This is a genomic window from Arenimonas alkanexedens (assembly GCF_054781355.1).
In genome coordinates this window covers 187,188-206,524 of record NZ_BAAGUO010000004.1, presented here as the reverse complement: position 1 = coordinate 206,524, position 19,337 = coordinate 187,188, and the positions used below count along the sequence as shown (strand labels likewise).

General features: G+C 68.2%; 20 protein-coding genes. 5 read left to right on the top strand and 15 right to left on the bottom strand.

The annotated features are described in order from the left end of the window. Window position 1: 1 nt before the first annotated feature. The 3 genes from ACYVGY_RS10790 to ACYVGY_RS10780 all read right to left on the bottom strand — a co-directional run bounded on the left by ACYVGY_RS10790 (window position 2) and on the right by ACYVGY_RS10780 (window position 3,224). The gene (locus ACYVGY_RS10790; RefSeq protein ID WP_460457497.1) at window positions 2-1,390 is read right to left on the bottom strand and encodes an efflux RND transporter periplasmic adaptor subunit; all 1,389 of its coding nucleotides are present in this window, start codon (window positions 1,388-1,390) and stop codon (window positions 2-4) included. After that, a complete protein-coding gene (locus ACYVGY_RS10785; RefSeq protein WP_460457496.1) occupies window positions 1,387-2,691 on the bottom strand; it encodes a TolC family protein in 1,305 nt (434 codons plus the stop codon). Before ACYVGY_RS10785 ends, ACYVGY_RS10790 begins: the two co-directional genes overlap by 4 nt. A 125-nt stretch (window positions 2,692-2,816) precedes the next feature. Next, window positions 2,817-3,224 carry a hypothetical protein gene (locus ACYVGY_RS10780; RefSeq protein ID WP_460457495.1) on the bottom strand — a complete coding sequence of 136 codons (408 nt, stop codon included), beginning with the start codon at window positions 3,222-3,224 and terminating at the stop codon, window positions 2,817-2,819. 508 nt (window positions 3,225-3,732) lie between these two features. On the opposite strand from ACYVGY_RS10780, the gene ACYVGY_RS10775 reads away from it, so the two are divergent. Further along, the gene (locus tag ACYVGY_RS10775; protein ID WP_460457494.1) at window positions 3,733-4,704 is read left to right on the top strand and encodes a hypothetical protein; all 972 of its coding nucleotides are present in this window, start codon (window positions 3,733-3,735) and stop codon (window positions 4,702-4,704) included. Between the two features lie 82 nt (window positions 4,705-4,786). Here the strand turns inward: ACYVGY_RS10775 and ACYVGY_RS10770 are convergent, their stop codons facing one another. The 4 genes from ACYVGY_RS10770 to ACYVGY_RS10755 all read right to left on the bottom strand — a co-directional run bounded on the left by ACYVGY_RS10770 (window position 4,787) and on the right by ACYVGY_RS10755 (window position 8,714). Further along, entirely contained in the window at window positions 4,787-6,217 is a 1,431-nt protein-coding gene (locus ACYVGY_RS10770) for an ArnT family glycosyltransferase (RefSeq protein ID WP_460457493.1), read from the bottom strand. Between the two features lie 114 nt (window positions 6,218-6,331). After that, window positions 6,332-7,558: a sensor histidine kinase gene (locus ACYVGY_RS10765; protein WP_460457492.1), complete on the bottom strand. Its 1,227-nt coding sequence runs from the start codon at window positions 7,556-7,558 to the stop codon at window positions 6,332-6,334. Next, window positions 7,555-8,226: a response regulator transcription factor gene (locus ACYVGY_RS10760; protein ID WP_460457521.1), complete on the bottom strand. Its 672-nt coding sequence runs from the start codon at window positions 8,224-8,226 to the stop codon at window positions 7,555-7,557. Before ACYVGY_RS10760 ends, ACYVGY_RS10765 begins: the two co-directional genes overlap by 4 nt. Window positions 8,227-8,342: 116 nt before the next feature. Continuing rightward, entirely contained in the window at window positions 8,343-8,714 is a 372-nt protein-coding gene (locus tag ACYVGY_RS10755) for a hypothetical protein (RefSeq protein WP_460457491.1), read from the bottom strand. A 197-nt stretch (window positions 8,715-8,911) separates the two neighbouring features. Here ACYVGY_RS10755 and ACYVGY_RS10750 point away from each other — a divergent pair, with 197 nt between their 5' ends. The 4 genes from ACYVGY_RS10750 (at window position 8,912) to ACYVGY_RS10735 (ending at window position 12,786) form a co-directional block, all read left to right on the top strand. Then, window positions 8,912-9,247, top strand: coding sequence for a hypothetical protein (locus tag ACYVGY_RS10750; RefSeq protein WP_460457490.1), 336 nt, complete (start codon window positions 8,912-8,914; stop codon window positions 9,245-9,247). Window positions 9,248-9,344: 97 nt separating this feature from the next. Beyond that, window positions 9,345-10,976 carry a TolC family protein gene (locus ACYVGY_RS10745; protein ID WP_460457489.1) on the top strand — a complete coding sequence of 544 codons (1,632 nt, stop codon included), beginning with the start codon at window positions 9,345-9,347 and terminating at the stop codon, window positions 10,974-10,976. Continuing rightward, window positions 10,973-12,307, top strand: a complete 1,335-nt coding sequence (locus ACYVGY_RS10740; RefSeq protein WP_460457488.1) for a multicopper oxidase family protein — start codon at window positions 10,973-10,975, stop codon at window positions 12,305-12,307. Before ACYVGY_RS10745 ends, ACYVGY_RS10740 begins: the two co-directional genes overlap by 4 nt. Then, the gene (locus ACYVGY_RS10735; RefSeq protein WP_460457487.1) at window positions 12,304-12,786 is read left to right on the top strand and encodes a DUF411 domain-containing protein; all 483 of its coding nucleotides are present in this window, start codon (window positions 12,304-12,306) and stop codon (window positions 12,784-12,786) included. The genes ACYVGY_RS10740 and ACYVGY_RS10735 overlap by 4 nt, the downstream gene beginning before the upstream one ends. Before the next feature lie 11 nt (window positions 12,787-12,797). Here the strand turns inward: ACYVGY_RS10735 and ACYVGY_RS10730 are convergent, their stop codons facing one another. Genes ACYVGY_RS10730 through ACYVGY_RS10695 form a run of 8 tightly spaced genes read right to left on the bottom strand, consistent with a single transcriptional unit; the run spans window position 12,798 to window position 19,335 of the window. After that, window positions 12,798-13,490, bottom strand: a complete 693-nt coding sequence (locus ACYVGY_RS10730; RefSeq protein WP_460457486.1) for a 4'-phosphopantetheinyl transferase family protein — start codon at window positions 13,488-13,490, stop codon at window positions 12,798-12,800. Window position 13,491: 1 nt separating this feature from the next. Beyond that, complete coding sequence (locus tag ACYVGY_RS10725; RefSeq protein WP_460457485.1) at window positions 13,492-13,941, bottom strand: hypothetical protein; 450 nt, start codon at window positions 13,939-13,941, stop codon at window positions 13,492-13,494. A gap of 23 nt (window positions 13,942-13,964) precedes the next feature. Continuing rightward, entirely contained in the window at window positions 13,965-15,194 is a 1,230-nt protein-coding gene (locus ACYVGY_RS10720) for a beta-ketoacyl-ACP synthase (RefSeq protein ID WP_460457484.1), read from the bottom strand. Then, window positions 15,194-15,922 carry a 3-ketoacyl-ACP reductase FabG2 gene (locus tag ACYVGY_RS10715; RefSeq protein WP_460457483.1) on the bottom strand — a complete coding sequence of 243 codons (729 nt, stop codon included), beginning with the start codon at window positions 15,920-15,922 and terminating at the stop codon, window positions 15,194-15,196. Before ACYVGY_RS10715 ends, ACYVGY_RS10720 begins: the two co-directional genes overlap by 1 nt. Further along, window positions 15,919-16,383, bottom strand: coding sequence for an ApeP family dehydratase (locus ACYVGY_RS10710; RefSeq protein WP_460457482.1), 465 nt, complete (start codon window positions 16,381-16,383; stop codon window positions 15,919-15,921). The genes ACYVGY_RS10715 and ACYVGY_RS10710 overlap by 4 nt, the downstream gene beginning before the upstream one ends. After that, window positions 16,383-17,567 (bottom strand): beta-ketoacyl-[acyl-carrier-protein] synthase family protein, encoded by a 1,185-nt coding sequence (locus ACYVGY_RS10705; protein WP_460457481.1) that lies wholly within the window; start codon window positions 17,565-17,567, stop codon window positions 16,383-16,385. The genes ACYVGY_RS10710 and ACYVGY_RS10705 overlap by 1 nt, the downstream gene beginning before the upstream one ends. Then, a complete protein-coding gene (locus ACYVGY_RS10700; RefSeq protein WP_460457480.1) occupies window positions 17,564-18,106 on the bottom strand; it encodes a DUF3261 domain-containing protein in 543 nt (180 codons plus the stop codon). The genes ACYVGY_RS10705 and ACYVGY_RS10700 overlap by 4 nt, the downstream gene beginning before the upstream one ends. Beyond that, the gene (locus tag ACYVGY_RS10695) at window positions 18,094-19,335 is read right to left on the bottom strand and encodes an NAD(P)/FAD-dependent oxidoreductase (protein WP_460457479.1); all 1,242 of its coding nucleotides are present in this window, start codon (window positions 19,333-19,335) and stop codon (window positions 18,094-18,096) included. Before ACYVGY_RS10695 ends, ACYVGY_RS10700 begins: the two co-directional genes overlap by 13 nt. Window positions 19,336-19,337: the final 2 nt, after the last annotated feature.

Genomic DNA, 19,337 nt, shown 5'->3' with positions numbered 1-19,337 from the left:
GTCAGTGGTCCTCCGCGTGCCCGGCATGGGGATCGGGCTCGGATTCAGCCGAACCCTTCGTTGGCTCCGTGGCCTCTCCGGCCCCGGGAGCTTCCGCCGCTGCATGGGCGCTGTGGTCCGTTGCGTCGCCGGAATCGGTGGGAGAAGTCGCTTGGGGGGTCATGCCCTGCATCGCCGCCCCAAGATTGCTCTCGGCATCGAGCAGGAAGTTGCCTGAGGTCACCACACTTTCCCCTTCGCGCAGGCCGGCGCGCACCGCTACGCGATCCCCGTCACGCTGGCCGAGCTGCACCTCGCGCGGTTCGAACCTGCCTGTCGCAACCTCGACCAGCACCACTTGCCGGGTGCCGCTATCGATCACGGCCGAGCGTGGAATGACCACCGCGGGCTCGCCGGCCGCGCCGGTGAGGACGGCGTCGCCATACAGTCCGGGCCGCAGGGCGCCATCCTCGTTCGCCAGCGTGATCCGCACTCCGACGGTGCGGCTGGCCCGATCAAGCACCGGCTGCAGGAACTCGATGCGGCCCTCGAACAAGCGGCCGGGCAGGCTGGTCGTTTCGAAGGTCGCGCGGTCTCCGATCGCCAGTCCGGCCACCTGGGATCCCGGCACGTCGGCCACGACCCACACCTGCGACAGATCTGCCAGCCGCAGGATGGTTTGCCCCGGTTCGAAGCGATCCCCTTGCACGACTGATTTTTCAATCACTACGGCATCGGCCGGCGCGGTGATCACTAGGCGTCCGCCGCCCTGGCGATCCAGCCGGGCGCCACTGACCTGCCAGTTGCGCAGGCGCGCCTGCGAGGCATCGCGCAGCCGGCGCATGGTGGCGGCGCTGGCTGGATCGGTTGGTTCCAGTCGCGCAGCGGCCGTTTCGGCGATGCGTGCTTCCTCCAGAGCCGCCACCAGTTCGGGACTGTAGAGCGTCGCCAAAGGCTGGCCACACTTGACCGCCATGCCGGTCTGGTTGGCGTAGAGGGTTTCGATCCAGCCTTCGAAGCGCGGCGCCACAACGAACTGCCGGGTCTCATCGACTTCGACCGTGGCGCTGGCGCGCACCGTAGCACCGAGCGCGGCACGCACGGCGGCCTCGGTGCGCACGCCGAGCATTTGCACCCTCTCGGGGCTCAGGGCGACGGTGCCGGGCTCCATGGGTACGTCGTCCCCGTAAACGGGGAGGTAATCCATGCCCATGCTGTCCTTCTTGGGCACGGGCGAGGTGTCGGCCAGGCCCATGGGATTGCGGTAGTACAGCACCTGGCGTTCCGCCGGCGCAGAGGACGCCGGGCCGGAAGCGGGAGCCGCGGGCGCGCTGCTGCGGCCCAGCCACCAGGCGCCGCCGAGGGCGGCGGCCAGGGCGACGGCCAGGGCGGTCTTGGTCAATGCGTTCATTGCTTGCTCCCCAACAGGGCGCGCAACACAGCGGCACCCGACAGTTCATCCCGCCAGGCGTCCAGGCGCGAAAGATCCGCGCCCTGCCAGGCTTCCAATGATTCCAGAAGCGTCCCGAAATCGACGTCGCCGACCCGGTAGCTGGCCAATGCCGATTCAAAGTTCGCCTGCGATTGCGGCAGCAAGGTCTGCTCGAACAGGCGCCGCCGTTCGCGGGCGCTGTCCCATTGGGCCCACGCGCCACCCAACTGGCCTTGCAGGGTGGTTTGCGCAGCTTCAACGCGCAGTTGTGCCGCCTCGCCGGCCAGCGTCGCGGCGCGCTCGCGCTCTCGCAGCGCGCGCCGCTGCAGCGGGATCCCCACCTCGAACATCAGTTCGTAGCCGTCGATGCGATCGCCGCGCTGCATCGCGCCGAGGCCGACGCTCAGGTCGGGGTAGCGCTGCCGGCGCTGCAACTCGGTGGCCCGGCTGGCGGCCGACGCCATCGCGGCCCGGGCAGCAATGGCCGGATGCGCTCCGGTGCGCAGTTGCGCCAGGGCGGCGTCGAGGCTGTCTGCCGGCACCGCGATCATCGGCGTCTGCGCCGGGTTGGCCAATGCCGCGTCCGCCGGGCGACCCAGCGCAGCGTTGAGCATGGCCACGGCTTCGCGGCGGCCGGCCAGGCGCTCGATGCGTTCGGCCTGCATCCGGGTTCGCGCCACCTGGGCGCGGATGGCATCCTGCTGGGCCGCGACGCCGAGGCTGTAGCGCACTCGCGCCACTTCCTCCATCTGATCCAGCAGAGCGATGAGGCGGTCCACCACCGCAACGGCCTCTTCGGCCTGCCAATAGGCCACGTAGGCCTGCTCGGCGTCGGCCAGGATCGTCAGGGACATGGCATCGCGCTCAAGCCTTGCGGCCTGCGCCTCGTCCCGGGCGGCGTCCCTGGCCAGGCCGCGCTTGCCCCAGAGCGGGATGTCCTGGCGCAGCGTCCAGGTGGTGTTGCCGACGTTGGCCGGCGCGAGGGTTGGCTGGTCCGGGTCGATACCCTCCAGGCGCACGCCAGCCATGGGATCGGGCAGGGCGCCCGCGGGCAAGACCCGCGCCTCGGCTGCCTCGGCCTCGGCCTGCAGGGCGCGCAGGTCGGGATTGTGCTCGATCAGCCAGGTGCGAATCGACGCCACATCCGCACCCGGGGCCGGCGAGTCCTGGGCGATCGCGGGCGGTAGCCAGGCGAGGCAGACGGCCAGGGCAAGGCTGCGCAAGCCAGCGATTGGGTGCGGCCGACCAGACGTGGCCGGCGTGTTGGAGCAGATGATCATTTGAAGGGCCTTCCCGGGGCTGCGGTCCGTGGACTCACAGCAGGACAGGGCGATGCACACCGCGACAACGGGCGCACCAGTTCATCGACCGGGCTACACGCGCCGGCCGGAATCTGGGTAGGGGATCAGATCAGAAGCAAGCTCGCAGGATGCAGCGTGGGTCGGTGCCAGGCCCCGAGGGGGGCAGGGGAGGGCCCAACGTAGTTGACCTCGGCAAGGCATTGCACCGCGATCGCCGGTGCCGCCGGCTGCGGGGCCAAGGCCGGCACGGCAAGAACGCGAGCCGTGTCTGGACTGAGGTCGCTGCGGCTGCAGTGCGATTCGCAGGCGGGCTCATCCGCCATGTCTGCCGCTGCTGCGGCACCGCCCGTTACGTGGCAGGGCGCCTCGACCACCGGGTGCGCCTGCTCGAACATCATGCTCGAAAGGGTGCAGGCAGGATGGCTGGCCAGCGCCAGTTGCGACCACAGCAGCACGAAAATCGCGAGCAGCGAAAACCGTGTGCGCGGGTGGTGGCGGCGGAATCGTTCCATCGTAGGCGGCACATTACCAGCTCCGAGAGCGGGATGGATTGACTTGGGTCAGTCGGGCTCTATCAGTCAGAGCCGACTGACCTTCCCCTTGCACGAAAGTTCCGCCCGCCCGCACCCGCAAAAGCATCGGCTTGGGGGCCGTTCAACGGCCAACCGGCAATTCACCTCCAATGTTGTGCAGGAACTTCTGCAACAGATGTACAGAATCTTCGCAGGAGATGCTCAAGATTCGCTGCGGTAAACAGCCGGCCCTGGCAATGTTACGGGCTTTAGTTCGCATAATGTATATTATGTCAAGTACTGGATTGGCCCTCGGCATCATGCACAACGTATTGTTGGCCGCACCGCCTTTCCGGCGCCTTACGACCCTACCCTGGAGAAACTCATGGCGGCACGCACATCTTTGCTTCTTTGTGCAGCATCCCTTGCGGTGCTGACTTTTGCCTCAACCGCCGCGGGCGCACGCGCGGCGCCTGGTGACGTGGCCCGGCCGTCGCCCGTAAGCGCCTTGGACGCCACCCGCGCCGAGACGGCGGCGCGCCTTGACCAGGAGCGGATGACGCGTGAGCTAACGAGCAAATGGTCCGTGTACGTCCAGCGCATGTACGGCGTGCCGGCCGATCTTTGGATCGAGCGCATGGCGCCCAGCCTCGCCTTGGCTGACGCCACCAACCTGCGTAATGCCATGGCGCGCGACACCTTCGAGGGCGCGATGGCGGAGCTGGCCGGAGACGGCGCCCGGCTTAGCGACGACAAGGTGGTTGAAATGCTGGCCGCAGGCAACGACGACGACGGGACGCCGCAGGCGCTCGGTGCACTGAGCAACGACCTGGTGTACACGCCGGTCACGCCCTGCCGCATCGTCGACACCCGAAACGTCGCGGCCGGCACCATCGCCACCAATGGCACCCGGAACTTCGTTGCCATCGGCGTCACCGGCTTTACCTCGCAGGGCGGCAGCGGCACCGACTGCGGCGTGAATCCGCTGACCGCCACGGCCGTGGCAGTCAACATCACGGCCGTCACGCCAGCCACCGCCGGTTTCGCGACCGTCTATCCGTTCGGGACGACCCGGCCTGTCGCCTCCAGCATCAACTACACCGCCGGCGCCATCGTCAACAACGCACTGATCGTGCAGATTCCCAATCCCGTAGCAGCGTTTGATTTCACCGTGTATACGTTTGCACAGTCACACTACGTCGCCGATATCGTCGGCTATTTTGCGCCGCCGGTGGCTACTGAGCTGCAGTGCCAGAATACCGCCGACACCACGGTGACCATTCTTTCGGGCAGCAACGCAAATGCCATTGCGCCGGCGTGTGCGGCGGGCTTTACCCAGACCGCTACCAATTGTGAAGCGAGCAGCTGGCTGGCTCCTTTCGTGCTCATCAAGAACGGAGTTTGCTCGGCGCGCAACAACGACGCCGTTGAACGGACGATTTCGGCCTCACGCACCTGCTGCCGCGTCCCGGGTCGCTGATTTCCTTTTGCTTGCAACCAGAAGGCGCCGGGAATACCCGGCGCCTTCTTTTCTTGGAAATCGCACGCGCCCGTAGCACCGATCAGTAGCGGTTCGCCGTGGCTTCGCGAAGGCTGCTTCCACTCGCCACCAGGTCGGCGGCGCGGAACATCAGCAGCGCGTCCGATTTATAGCGCTGCCGGAACTCGGGATGCGGCGAACCCATCAGCCGCACCCGTTTCTCGCGAACCACGACCAGACCCTCAGGAAACCGTCGAATCCATTGGTTGGCCTCACTCGGCGTAAGTTCGATCACGGGCGACTGCAGCCGCCCCATGAAGCCGAACTCTCCCTGGTAGTTGCCCACGTAGGCCATGGCCCTGCCCTGCCGTTGTTGCTGGCCGATGTACGTGCTAGCCAACGAAAGATCGAAATACGGACGTACGGCCGGGAACACGAGTGCCATCGCCAGCACGCAGAAGAGCAGGCTGCCGGTCACCACGGCGCGGGCGGCCCGGAACGCGTCGGCGCGCTCGTGCATCCCGCGTGCGACCGCAAGCGACATTAGCGCCAACGCCGGCACGAGGTAGTGGACCTGCTTGCCGGCGACCAGGCTCAGGATGCCCAGCGTTCCTGCGAACCCAATGAAAATGAAGCGATTGCCGCGATCTTCGCGCTGTTTCAGCGCGGCGCCGATGCCGCGCCAGGCCGGCCACCAGAGTGTCCAGGGGAACGGCAGAAGCAACAGCACCGGCAAGTACCAATGCCAGGGACGGGGATGGCCCATGCCGCCGTTGACCCGCTCCACGGTCTGGTCGACCAGTAGCTTGGCGAAGTAGTCGCCCGAGCCCTGCCAGGCCGCCGCGGCAAGCCAGGCGCCGGGGATCGCCAGCGCCACCACGATGACGGCAAGCACGGTCGGCGCCGAAGGGCGCGGCGCGGCGGGTGCTGCCCAGTAGCGAAGTGAAAGGGCTAGTGGAAGCGTGTAAATCAGCGCAACCGGTCCCTTCACCAGCAGCCCCAGGCCCAGTGCAATAGCGAAGGCCATCCAGTCGCGCCCTCGCCCCTGCCGCGCGGCATCAACCAGGGTGATCCAGGCCAGCAGCACCGTGGCCAGCAGCGGCATGTCGAACATCAATGCGGTTTGGTAGAAGGCGATGAACCAGCAGGACAGGAACATCAGGCTGGCCAGCCGGCCCACCCCGGCGCGATCGGGCCACAGCCGGTCGCCCAAACGCAGCATCAGCCACAGGCTGAGCAGGGTCGAGAGTGGCCCGATCAGGCGCGGCCAAACCTCGTTGACGCCGAAGGCCAGCCATCCCAAGTGGATAAGCCAGAACAGCGCCGGGGGCTTGTGGTCGTAGGATTCGCCGTTGAGCAGCGGCACCAGGAACTGTCCGCGATCCCACATCTCCCAGGCGACCGTGAGGTAGCGGGTTTCATCGACGGGCATCAGCGGACGCGCCAGAAGCGAAACAAGCGCGAGCAGGCCGATTCCGACGGCGGACAGTGTCCACCAGGTACGTTGGTCCAATGGCCAGTCCTCCGGCACGCCGCTGCTCAATGCAGCTGCCGGAAGCATGCAAGGTGGAGATGTAAGCCAGGCTCAGTAGATTCTCAGGCGCGCGTTAAACCGGCCTGCGGCGATTCAGGCGGCGTGGGTGGGCGTCGTGCGCAAAACGATGCAAAGGCGGGCGTCGGCATCTTCGCCCTGCTGCAGCTGCCAGCCGAGGTCGCGGCAAAGACGCTCGACGAACATCAGGCCCAGGCCCAGGTCGCTTCGCGCCACCCGCTGGTCGACCTGCCCTGCTCCACCTGACTCGTTGAACATGATTCCCTGCTCTGAAAGCGTAGCCTGCCAGCGTTTGGCGGGCCCACGGCTGAGCACGCGCTGGATCAGCACGACCAGGATGCTGTCGAGCCAACGCCGCGGTGCCTGGACCTCTGGTTCGCCTTCGACGACTACCTGCAGTCGATCCGCGGCGGCGCGATGGCTGCCCTCGACCTTGGCCAGGGCATCGGTGAACGCTTGCCGCAGGGGTATCGAATCGCGTTCCGCCGGAACGCCGCGCGCGGCCAGCAGCAGGGCTTCTAGCAAGACGCCGAGCTCCATCACGGCGCGATCCACCCGATCGAGCCGGACATGCTGGGACGCCACCAGCGCCGCATCATCACGCATGACCTCGATGGCGCCCTGGATCACCGTGATCGGTGTCCGCAGCTCGTGGTTGGCATTCGAGAAGAACGTCCGCTCGGCGCTGCTCGCGTCGGCAAGCCGGCCTTGGTAGGCATCGATGGCGGCGGCCAGTTGGCCGAGTTCATCCGGACTGAATTCGTCGGCCAGGTGCGTGGGCGCAGCCTGCACGGGAAGGCCGCGCACCGCCTCGGCCAGGCGGGCCACCGGTGCGACCGTTCGGCGGGCCAGCACCCAGCCCACCCAGCCCGAGAACAAGGTGCCGCCTGCAATGATCGCCAGCATGATCTGCGCGAGGTAGCGCTCGAGCGCCTCGATCTCGCCGACATCAATCACCATGACCAGTCGCTGGCCCGGCTCGCCGAATACGGCGAAATGCAGGCCTTTCCGGCCGGGCAGGTGGATCTCGTGGATGCCCGTGGCCTGGCCGCGGAATTCCGCCGGGGCGTCCTGCTCCCGGTAGGCGGAGTATCGCGATGAGGTCGGCAGCGCCGCCTGCGGATCTTCGGCCAGGCGCGCCGCGTAGTCCTGGCCCTGCCCTTCCAGCAGCGCACCTATCAACAGGTGCTCGTAGTCTTCGGCGATGAAGGTCGTGGCCAGCGCGAAGCCGACGCTCAGCACCAGTCCGATCAGGCCATGGGCCAGGGCGACCCGCCAGCGCAGCGGCAGGCGCGGGCTCAATCCGGCGCTCCCAGCCGGTAGCCGATGCCGTGCACGGTCTGGATCATGGGGTGGTCGAAGGGCTTGTCCAGCACGGCTCGCAGGGCATAGATATGGGTGTGCAGGGCGGCCGACTCACCGCCCTCCGAGCCCCAGACGGCACGCGCGAGACGGTCGTGGTCGACGACGCGGGGCGCTTCCCGCATCAGGCAATCCAGCAGTCGGGTCTGCGCCTTGGTCAGCGTGATGCGTTGTCCCTCGCGGCGGGCGGTGTGCGCACGCGGATCCAGCTCAAGCCCCTGCCAGCTGACGATGGCGCCCGCCATCGGCTGGCCGCGTCGTGACAAGACGCCGATCCGCGCCTCAAGTTCCTTGAGCGAAAACGGTTTGACCAGATAGTCGTCCGCGCCCTCCTCGAAACCCTTGAGCTTATCGTCGAGCTGGTCGCGGGCGGTAAGCATGATCACCGGAACACCGTGGCCGGCTTCGCGCAATCGGCGGCACAGGACCAGGCCATCGAGGCGCGGCAGGCCAAGGTCGAGCACGATCACGTCGTAGCCGCCGGCCATGGCCATGCGCAGGCCGCTGACGCCGTCCGCGGCATGATCGACCCGGTGGCCGCGGGCGGTGAGGAAGTCCCAGAGGTTCGCGGCGACATCGGCCTGGTCTTCGACGACGAGCAAGTGCAGCGCGGGATTCACGGCATCCTTCGGGCAGCGGGGCCAAGGGTGGAGCGGCAGAAGCCGAGGCATATTGCCACAGGCCATCCACGCAGGGACCCTGGAACTGGCTCGCGGCCCGGGTCTCAGGCGGCCGCTTCCCGCCGCCGTCCCAGAAGCAAGGCCAGCACGCCCTCGAAGCGATCGATTTCGCCCTCTTCCGCCTGGCTTCGGGTGTAAACGTCAGGCTCATCGCAGACGCGCAGCACGCGACAGTGCCCGCTGCCGCCCTCGTCCACGGCCAGTTCGGCCTCGTAGATGCAGTCGCCGGTTCCGCTGCGCCACACCCGCAGTTGGCCTTGGTCGAACCAGACCACCCAGCGGTCTTCCAGCCCAAGGGGCCAGAGACCTTCCGTCAGGCGGCTCATGTCTTCCGGGGTATAGGTCCGCGCACAGCGCACTGGCCAGGAGAGGCGCATCCTGCGCAGGCGGGTCAGCCACTCGTCTCGTTCGTCCATGGGGTTCCGTCGGGTGGGGTCTGAAAGCAAGTCTGCCGTGTTGAAGGCTCATCCTTTGAGACGCGTATCCCGTCCCCGGCAGGCCACCGGACAGTGGCAGCTTGGTCCCGAACCTCATGTGAAGGTGGCCTGGCCGGTGTTTTCTTCAACGGCTCTGGCCCCTGCCGGGCCAGCCCGAGGCGTTATAGAATCGGCGCATGCCCGCACTGCGTACCCTCGCCCACCTGTTCCTGGTCCTGGCCTTGCTGGCCGGTGGCCTGGCGCCCGGTGCAGCGGCCGCCGATGCGCTGATCGAAAACGCCAGCGGGGTATCGCCCTGTCACGCGCCGAGCGATGTGCCTGCCGATGCCGCCCCCGCCGACTGCTGCGATGACGGCGGCTGCGCCTGCGACTGCCTGCACCCGGTTCCGGCGGGGCTGCTGACAGCGCCGCGACTGCCGCGCCTTGCGGTCCTGGGCGTGGACCAGCCTCCGTTGGCCAGGGTTCTGCCGGCCACCGGCGCAGCGCCCGAGATCCGACCTCCCATCGCCTGAGCGCCGTCGGCGGACGCCCGGTCCGCCACCTTGCGACGCGCCCGGCCTTGGCCGGGTTCCCCGGCCCTGCCGGGATCTGGTTCTCGGAGTTCCGATCATGACTGTTCCTTTGGCGCGCGCCGGCCTGGCGCTGGCCCTTGCCTGTGCCCTGGGCGCCTGCACCACCCTCTCGCCGCAGCCGCGCAGCGATGACCTTGCCCCCTTGCTTGCAGCCCGCGGCGGTCCCGCGCTTGACTGGGCCGCCGTCGGCGCTCCGCGCCAGGAGCGTGCGGCCATCGACCGCTGGCTCGAACAGCCCATGAGCCTCGACGCGGCGCTACGCGTCGCCATGCTGCGTAGCCCGCGCCTGCAGGAGGAGTACGCGCACCAGGGCCTGGCCCGGGCCGAGGTGCTGGCGGCGGTGGAAATTTCCAACCCGACCCTGTCGCTGTCGCGGATGTCGCTCGATGCTGGCGGCAGCAATCGCAGCGTCGGCCTGTCGCTGCCGCTGGTGGACCTGCTGATGCTGCCCGCGCGTACGCGGCTGGCGAAGCTGGAGTACGCGCGCGCCACCTATGAAATCACCGGCGCCGTGCTGGGCGTAGTTGCCGAGGTCGAGTCGGGTTGGTACCAGTACGTCGCTGCGCGCCAAGTCGCCGCGATGCGCCAGGCCGTCGCCGACGGCGCGGGTGCCGCCGCCGAACTGGCCGACCGATTCCACGCCGCCGGCAACATCAGTGACCTGCAGCTGGCTCAGGAACAGGCTGTCGCCACCGAGGCCCGCATTGATGCGCTGCGCGCCCGTGCCGACGCCGCTCGCCAGCGCCTGGCGCTGAACCTGTTGCTGGGCCTGCACGGCGATGAGGCCGACTGGGAAGCCAGCGACAATCTGCCGCTGCCGGTGCTCCGGGAAGACGAGCCGGCCGAACTGGCCCGGCTTGCGGCCGAAGGCAATCCCGAGTTGCTCGCGGCGCGCAAGCAAGCCGAGGTACTGGCCGATGCGCTCGGGCTTACTCGCTCGCTGCGCTGGCTGGGGGGCAGCGAGATCGGCTACGAGCGCGAACGCGAGGCCGACGGGGCCCGCCTGAAAGGGCCTGAAATCGCGCTCGAACTGCCGATCTTCAACCAGGGCCAGGCCCGCGTGGCGCGCGCCGAGGCGCAGCTGGCCGCGGCACTGGCGCGGGTTGACCGGGCCGAGCTCTCGGCCGAGCAGGCGGTGCGCCTGGGCAGCGAATCGGTGTCGGCACTGCGCGAGGTGGTGGCCCTGCATCGCGAAGCGCTGGTGCCACAGCGCGAGACGATCGTGGCGCGCCAGCAGGAGCGCCAGAACTTCATGCTGATCGGCGTGTTCGAACTGGTGCAGGCCAAGCTGGCCGAGTACGACGCCTACCAGGCCTATCTCGAGGCGGTTCGCGATTATTGGCTGGCCCGGGTCGCGCTGGCCCGCGCCGTGGGCCAACGCCTGCCCAGCGACGCCGGCATCGGCGAACGCACGCCTGGCGTCAACGACATCCTGGCGCCGGACGCCGGCATGGACCACTCGACGATGGATCACTCGCAGCACGGCGGCATGGCGCCCGAGGATTCGACGCATGAGGGCATGGATCATTCGATGCACGCACCGGCTGCACCCAAGACGGACGGTCACGCCGGACACGAGGGCATGGATCATTCCACGCCGGCGCCGGCTGCCGACGACGCGCCTGAAAACGACGACGCGCACCACCACGACCACGGAGAAAGGCCATGAAGCTCACCCGCCGCAACCTGCTGATCGGCACCGGCGCGGGGCTGGTGGCTTCCGGCGCCGCCAGTGGCTTCGCGCAGGATGCCCATGAGGGTCACACTGCGCCGGACGCCGCGCCTGCCGCGACCATGGGCCACCGCGCCGGCCGGGTGCGGACACTCAACGGCTGGTCCCTGCCCCATCGCATCAACGAAGGCGTCAAGGAATTCCATCTGGTGGCCGAGGAGTTCGAGCACGAGTTCGCGCCGGGATCGAAGGCGATCTGCTGGGGCTACAACGGCTCAACGCCGGGGCCGACGATCGAAGCGGTCGAGGGTGATCGTGTCCGGATACTGGTGACCAATCGCCTGCGCGAGGCGACCACGATCCATTGGCATGGCCTGCTGCTGCCCTCGGGCATGGACGGCGTCGGCGGCCTGAGCCAGCCGGCCATCGCGCCCGGCGAAACCTTCGCCTACGAGTTCACCCTGCGCCAGCACGGCACCCACATGTACCACCCGCACGCCGACGAGATGGTGCAGATGGCGCAGGGAATGATGGGGCTTTTCATCATCCATCCCCGGCAGCCCGAGCCGGTGCCGGTGGATCGCGACTACGCGTTCATCCTGCACAATTTCGCGCTCCATCCGGGCACGCGTCGTCCCGACCCGGCGGTGATGCAGGACTTCGACCTGTGGACTTTCAACTCCAAGGTATTCCCGGCGATCGACCCGATCGTGGCGCGCACGGGTGAACGGGTGCGCATCCGGGTGGGCAATTTGAGCATGTGGAACCACCCGATCCACCTGCACGGCGTGCAGTTCGAAGTCACTGGTTCGGACGGTGGGCGCTGGCCGCGCTCGCAGTGGCGCCGCGAGGTGACCGAGATCGTCGGTGTCGGCCAGATGCGCGACATCGAGTTCACGGCCGTGCCCGGAGACTGGGCCTTCCACTGCCACATGTCGCATCACACGATGGGCCCGATGGGTCACGATATCCCCAACACCCTGGGCGTGGACCAGTCCGGCGTCGAGCAGAAGATCCGGCGGATGCTGCCCGGCTACATGGCGATGGGCGAAGGCGGCATGTCGGAACACCAGGCGCACACGGACAGCGGCCATATGCCCGGCCCCGAGAACACGCTGGCGATGATGGCCGGCAAGGGCCCGTTCGGAAACATCGAGATGGGCGGCATGTTCACCGTGGTCAAGGTTCGTGATGACCTGGCGCCCGGCGATTTCAGCGACCCGGGCTGGTATCGCCATCCGGCCGGTAGCGTGGCCCGCCGGGTCAGTACCCACCCCGACTTTGGCGCGCCCCTGCGCCGCAATCTGAAGCAAGGAGAAACGCAATGAAAACCATGAAAATCCTGCTGGCCACCCTGCTGCTGGCCGGCGCCGCGACGGCTGTCGCCGCCACACCCGACACCGGTCCGGTGGACGCTGCCCTGCCCTTGGTGACCGTGCACAAGAGCGCCTACTGCGGCTGCTGCGTGAAATGGGTCGAACACATGCAGGCCGCCGGTTTCACGGTCGAGGTGGTCGAGACCGAGAACATGACGCCGGTGAAGCAGCGTGTCGGCATACCGCCCGGAAAAGCTTCATGCCACACGGCCGAAGTGGACGGCTACTTTGTCGAAGGTCATGTGCCGGCCGACGATGTGAAGCGCCTGTTGGCCGAGAAGCCCGAGGCGCGCGGCATCGTGGTTCCCGGCATGCCCATCGGTTCGCCCGGCATGGAGTCGCCGGACGGCAGGGTACAGGCCTATGAGGTGCAGCTGATCGACACCCAAGGCGTCAGCAGCGTCTGGTCCCGTCAGGGCCAGGCGGACTGAAGCCTCCGGGATCAATGCACCGCCAGGTAGCGCCAGCCGCCGGTGGGCCCGACTGCGAGGTCCGTGTTCAAGCGGACGCCCGGCCAGGCCGCGATCGCCAGACAGGCGCCTTCGGGCAAGTCCCAGTGCCAGGCTTCGGCGTCCCGGGCATTGGCGATGTGTGCGGTGATCCGCCGCGCCTGCGAGGGCTGCAGGCCTTCGCCGCCACGCTTGCCGCGGGCCTCCTTCAGCGCCCAGAACAGGTGGAAGCAGCGTTCGCGCGCCAGGCCCGGCTCGGCGGCGGCGACCTGCGCCGTCTCCTCCGGCGAGAACAAATAGTTCGCGATCGCCAGATAGTCGCGTTCCCTGCGTGGACGCTCCAGGTCCAGTCCGATAGGCGCCGTGGCAACGGCCACCGCCAGCTGGTCACCGCTGTGGCTGAGCGATGCCCACCGTTGGCGGCCATCGGCGTGACGCAAACGCGGCCGCGGGTCTGCGTCGGTTTCGAAGCGCCAGTCGGGCGCTTCGCCGCCCTGTGTCGCGCTGGCCAAGCAGCGCAGCAGCCAGTGGCCGGCCAGGTACTGGCGGCGCCGCAGGGCGGCCGTGATCGCCTGCAGCCTCAGGTCCTCCCCCGCCGTCAGCCAGGCGGTGCCGGGTCCCGGAATGCTGGCTTCGACCTCAGCCAGCGAGGCCAGCGCGATGCGGCAGTCGGCCTCGGCTGCCACGTCAGCGATCGGCGACCTTGGCGTAGGTGCCCAGCAGGGCCACACCCGCCATCAGCCGGCCGGCGCCGCACTCGTAGTGCGTCGGGCTGCTGAAGACCTCGCGCTTGAAGTTGCTGCGCAGGCCCACCACCGCGTCGGCGCCGCGGGACTTGGCGGCTTCCTGCAGCGCGACCAGCGCGCCCAGCATGGCCCACTGGCAGGCTTCCTGCTCCGACTTGCCGACGGCGTTGGTCTTGCGGTTGGTCGTGGCCGGGCCGAACTCGGCGAACAGGCGAGGCGTGGCCTGGCCTTCGAAGTAAAACGTAACGCTGCCGTCGAGACTGCCGTCGGCCTTGCCGGCAGCAATGGCACTGGCGATGTCGAACTGCACGCGCTTGTCGCGCGCATGGGCTGGCGCCGCAGCCAGTGTTGCCAGCGAGAAGCTGAGGATCAGGAAGGGAAGCAGTTTCATGGGGGGAGTTCTCCAGGCTTGGATCAGGCGGACCAGCGGCGCAGCACCAGCGAGGTGTTGATGCCGCCAAAGGCGAAGTTGTTGCTCATGGCAAATTCGGTGTCCAGCTCGCGGCCGCTGCCGGTGACGTAGTCAAGCGCGCCGCAGCGCGGGTCGACCGTGGACAGGTTCAGGGTGGGATGGAACCAGCGTTCGCGCATCATCTCCAGCGTCACCCAGGCCTCCAGCGCGCCGCAGGCACCGAGCGTGTGGCCGGTATAGCTCTTGAGCGAACTGATCGGCATGCGCTCGCCGAAAACCGCGTGGGTGGCCTGGGTTTCGGCGACGTCACCGTGATCGGTCGCGGTGCCGTGGGCGTTGACGTAGCCGATGGCTTCGGGCGGCAGACCGGCATCGTCCAGAGCCAGGCGCATGGCCACGGCCATGGTGGTGGCATTGGGTTGGGTAACGTGCAGGCCGTCGCTGTTGGTGCCGAAGCCCACGATCTCGGCGTGGATGGTGGCGCCGCGCGCCTGGGCATGTTCCAGGTCTTCCAGCACGAGGGTGCAGGCGCCCTCGCCCACCACCAGTCCGTCGCGGTCGGCGTCGAAAGGACGCGGCGTCAGCGCCGGCGTGTCGTTGAGCGTGCTGGTCGCGAAAAGCGTGTCGAACACGGTGGCGTCGGTGACATCGAGCTCCTCGCAGCCGCCGGCCAGCATCGCCACCTGCTTGCCCGACTTGATGGTCTCGTAGGCGAAGCCGATGCCCTGGCTGCCCGAGGTGCAGGCGCTGGACGTGGTGATGATGCGGCCGTTGATGCCGAAGAACACGCCGATGTTCACGGGCGCGGTGTGGCTCATCATCCGGATGTAGGTGGTGGCATTGATGTATTGCGTGGTCATCTCCGACAGCATGCGTCCGAAGTCGGCGATCGAAGACGGCGCGCCCGCTGACGAACCATAGGAAATGCCGACCTGCCCGCTCTTGAGCAGCGGGTCACCCAGCAGTCCTGCGTCAATCAGCGCCAGTTCGCTGGCGCGCGTGGCCAACATGGCCACCCGGCCCATGCTGCGCGTGGTCTTTCGATTGTAGTGGTCAGGCAGCTCGAAGTCGGCGCAGGGCACGCCCAGCCGGGTGTTCAGGCCTTTGTATACGCCCCACTCGTCGAAGCGGCGAACCGCGTTGCGGCCCGAACGCAGGTGCGCCAGTACGCGGGTCCAGTCGTGACCCAGCGGGCTCAGCGCGCCGCGGCCAGTGATGACCACGCGGCGCATCAGACCATGCCTCCGTTTACCGAAATGACCTGCCGGGTGACGTAGGAGGCTTCGTCGGACATCAGGAAGGACACCACGGCGGCGACCTCTTCCGGGCGACCCACGCGCCGCAGCGGAATCATCTTCATCGCTTCTTCCACCACCTCGGCCGGCAGCATCTCGGTGTCCACCAGGCCGGGCGCGACGCAGTTCACCGTGATCTCGCGCTTGGCCAGCTCCAGCGCCAACGCCTTGGTGGCGCCGATGATGCCGGCCTTGGCGGCGCTGTAATTGGTCTGCCCGCGGTTGCCGGCGATACCCGACACCGAAGACAGGGTAACGATGCGACCGGGCTTCCGTCGCCGCACCATCGGCATGACCACCGGCTGCAGCACGTTGTAGAAACCGTCGAGGTTGGTGTGGATGACGCTGTCCCACTCTTCCCCGGTCATCGCCGGGAAGGCGTTGTCACGTGCGATGCCGGCGTTGCAAACCACGCCGTGGTAGGCGCCATGGCTCTCGATGTCGGCGTTGAGCGCGGCGGCGCAGGCAGCCCGGTCAGCGACGTCGAAGCACAGCACGCGTGCCGCGCGGCCCATGGCGCCGATCTCGGCGGCGACGGCCTCGGCTTCTTCCCGACGGCTGCGGCAATGGACGACGATATCGAAGCCATCGCGGGCCAGGCGCAGGGCGATGGCCTTGCCGATGCCGCGGCTGGCGCCGGTGACCAATACGTTGCGTGGGTTCATGCGGGGGTGGTTCCAAGGTAGGCGTCGGGATCCGGCGGCTCGAACACCGAGACGCTGGCGGTGGCGACAATCGCCTCCCCGACCAGGAGACGACAGGCGAACAAGCCCAAGCCATTCTCGCCCATCAGTTCACAGTGCGCTTCGATCCGCAGCAGGCTGCCGACCGGCAGTTGGTGCCAGTGCGCCTCGTAGCGGCGGGAGCCCAGCAGGAAACCAGGCTTGACGGCTTCGTCGCGGGCCAGGGCACGCGCACCGGCCCAGGCCGCGATGGCCTGGGCCATGTATTCGATGCCGACCCAGGCGGGCACCGCGTCGCCGCTGTCCCCGAGCAGCAGATGGTCGTCGCGCACGGTCGCCTCGGCGACCACGTTCTCGGCGTCGACCTGCAGCACCCGGTCGATCCAAAGCATGCCGCCGCGGTGCGGCAGCAGGCGCTCGATGGCCTCGTCGCGCACGTCCATCAGCCGGCCCCGAGCACGAGCGCAGCATTGCTGCCGCCGAAGGCGAAGGACTGGCTGAGTACGTGCTTCAGCGGACCTTGCGCGCGCTGCCCCGGCGCGACCAGATTGAGCCTTGGCAGCGCCGGATCCTGCTCGCCGTCCCACCAGTGTGGCGGCAACGCGTGACCGGGATTGCGCGCCAGCGCCAGCCAGCACAGCCCGGCCTCGATCGCGCCGGCGGCGCCCAGGGTGTGGCCGGTCAGCGGCTTGGTGGAGCTGGCCGGGGTGTCGGCGCCGAACACGCGATTGAGCACGGCGGCTTCCATCGCGTCGTTCTGCGGCGTGGCGGTGCCGTGCAGGTTCACGTAGCCGATGTCGGCGGGCGCCAGGCCGGCACGCCGAAGCGCTTCGCGCAGCGCCCGCTCGGGCCCGTGGCCTTCCGGTTCCGGCGCGGACATGTGGTGGGCATCCGAGCTTTCACCCCAGCCCGCCAGCCGCACCGCGCCCGGCTCGCGCGTCATCAGGAACAGCGCCGCGCCCTCGCCGATATTGATGCCGTTGCGGTGCCGCGAGAATGGATTGCAGCGCGCTTGCGCCACCGAGCCCAAGGCGCTGAAGCCGGCGATGGTGAACCGACAGATCGAATCCACGCCGCCGGCGACCACGGCATCTACCATGCCCGCCCGCAGCATCCTTGCGCCGGACGCCAGCGCCTTGGCGCTCGACGAGCACGCGGTCGAGATCACGTGCGCCGGGCCGCGGATGCCGAGCACCTGCGCCAGGAAGCGGGCCGGCATGCCCATTTCCTGCTGCGAATAGTGGAAGTCTGGCGGCCAGCGGCCAGCGTCGCGGTGGAAGCGGTGCGCACGCTCGCTCTCGCCGACGCCGGAGGTGCTGGTACCCAGCACGACCGCTACGCGGTCGGCGCCATGGCGGGCGATGGCCGCCTCCACCGAGGCGCGGATCGGTTCCAGGGCCAGCGCCGCCAGCGCATTGTTGCGGCCGTGCAGCGCCAACGGCAGTTCGCCGAGGTCCGGCAGCTCGCCGTCGACCAGGCCCAAAGCCAGTGCACGTCCGGGAATCACGGCGTCGGTGGTGGCGACCCCGCCCGGGGCGTCGGCCGCGAACAGGCGGGCCGCCACGGCGTCCGAATCCCTGCCCAAGGCGCAGCAAAGGCCCAGGTCATTGAGAAAGATCGGTTTCATGGCGGCAGGGGCACCGATTCGATGGTCAGCACGTAGCCCTCGCGGAGCTGCCGCAGCACGCGCTGGTTCGGCGCCGGTTGCGCCACCCGGGCAACGACAGCGTGGGCATCCGAAAGCGTGCGCTCGTCGCCGGACGTCGCCAGCGTCCAGCCGTCCGGCAGCGCCTCGCGCAGCGCCTCGACCGGCCAGAACACCAGCTGCAGGTCCGACAGCACACGGGCCGCTTCCAGCGACTCGGGAAGCCAGGCCATGCGCGTCTGCGATAGACGCTGACCGTCCCATGTCATTCGAAGCGCAATCTGGCCCTGGCCGTGGATCACCAGTCGGACGCTGTCGGCATCCACCTCGACTTGGGCGTCTACGGTTTCGCGGCGGCCGCCGTGTTCGAAGGACAGCCGCTGCTGTTCGGCCAGCCCGCCCGGCAAGGCCGACGCCGGCAGCGCGAACAGGAATGCCGGGGCAGTCGCGGGTCGCGTTGACGGCGCCTTGCAGCCCGCCAGCGCGCACAGCGCGAGCACGATGGCGATCAGGCGGAGCACAGCTGCTCCAGCACGGCTAGCCGGCGCGTGTGCTCGGCGACATAGGGGTTGGACTTGTCCCAGGCGTAGCCGGCGAGAATCGAACAGATCATTTCGCGAATGTCGGGGCTGGGATTGGGATGGAAGATGATTTTCTGGAAGCCGCCGGCATACCAGGCCTCCACGAAGCAGCGGAACGTGTCCACGCCTTCGCGCAGTGGCTTGCCGTATTCGGCTTCCCAGTCAATCGTTTCGCCGGCGAACTCGCGCGCGAGGCAGGCCGTTGCCAGGCTGGCCGACTTGAAGGCGATGGTGACGCCGGAGGAAAACACCGGGTCCAGGAATTCGCCCGCATTGCCCAGCAGCGCATAGTTTCGACCCCATAGCGCACTCACGTTGGCCGAATAGCCGACGATCTGGCGGGCCGGGGTATCCCATTCGGCGCCAGACAGGAGTTCGGACAGACCCGGGTCTTCGGCGACGATCGCCTTCAGGCGCTCGATCTCGGTGCCTTCGTAGCGCGACAGGAAGCCGGTTTCGGCGACCACGCCCAGCGAGCATCGGCCGTTCGAGAACGGAATGGTCCAGTACCAAACATCCTGATGCTTTGGATGGACGGTGATCAGGATCTTGTTGCGGTCGAAAGCCGCCGAGCCCGGCGCGATGCGATCGGCAACGTGGGTGAAGATGGCGCCGCGGGCCGGGAAATTGGACGGCCGTTCGAGCTTGAGCAGGCGCGGCAGGATGCGGGCGAAGCCGCTGGCGTCGAGCAGGAAGCGCGCCCGCACCTGGTAGGTCTCCCCTTCCGGGCTGCGCACGGTCACGCAGGGCTGTTCGCCGTCCACGTCCACCGCCAGCACCTCGTGCCGGAAGCGGACGCTGGCGCCCATGCGCGCGGCCTCGTCGGCCAGCACCTTGTCGAAATCGGCCCGCTGCACCTGATAAGTGGTGCCCCAGCCCTTGCTGAACTTGTCTCTGAAGTCGAACTGCGTGCGGCGTTCGCCACAGGCGAAGGCGGCGCCGTTCTTGTACTGGAAACCGGCCTCGACCACCGCCTTGAGCATGCCCGCGGCCTCGATGTATTCCATGCTCTGGGGCAGCAGGCTTTCGCCGATCGAGAAGCGCGGGAACTGTTCTTTCTCGAGCATCAGCACCTCGCGACCCTGCTGGCGCAGCATCGCCGCCGCCACCGAGCCGGCGGGGCCGGCGCCGATGATCAGGATGTCGGTGGTTTCAGTGCGCATGTCCATGT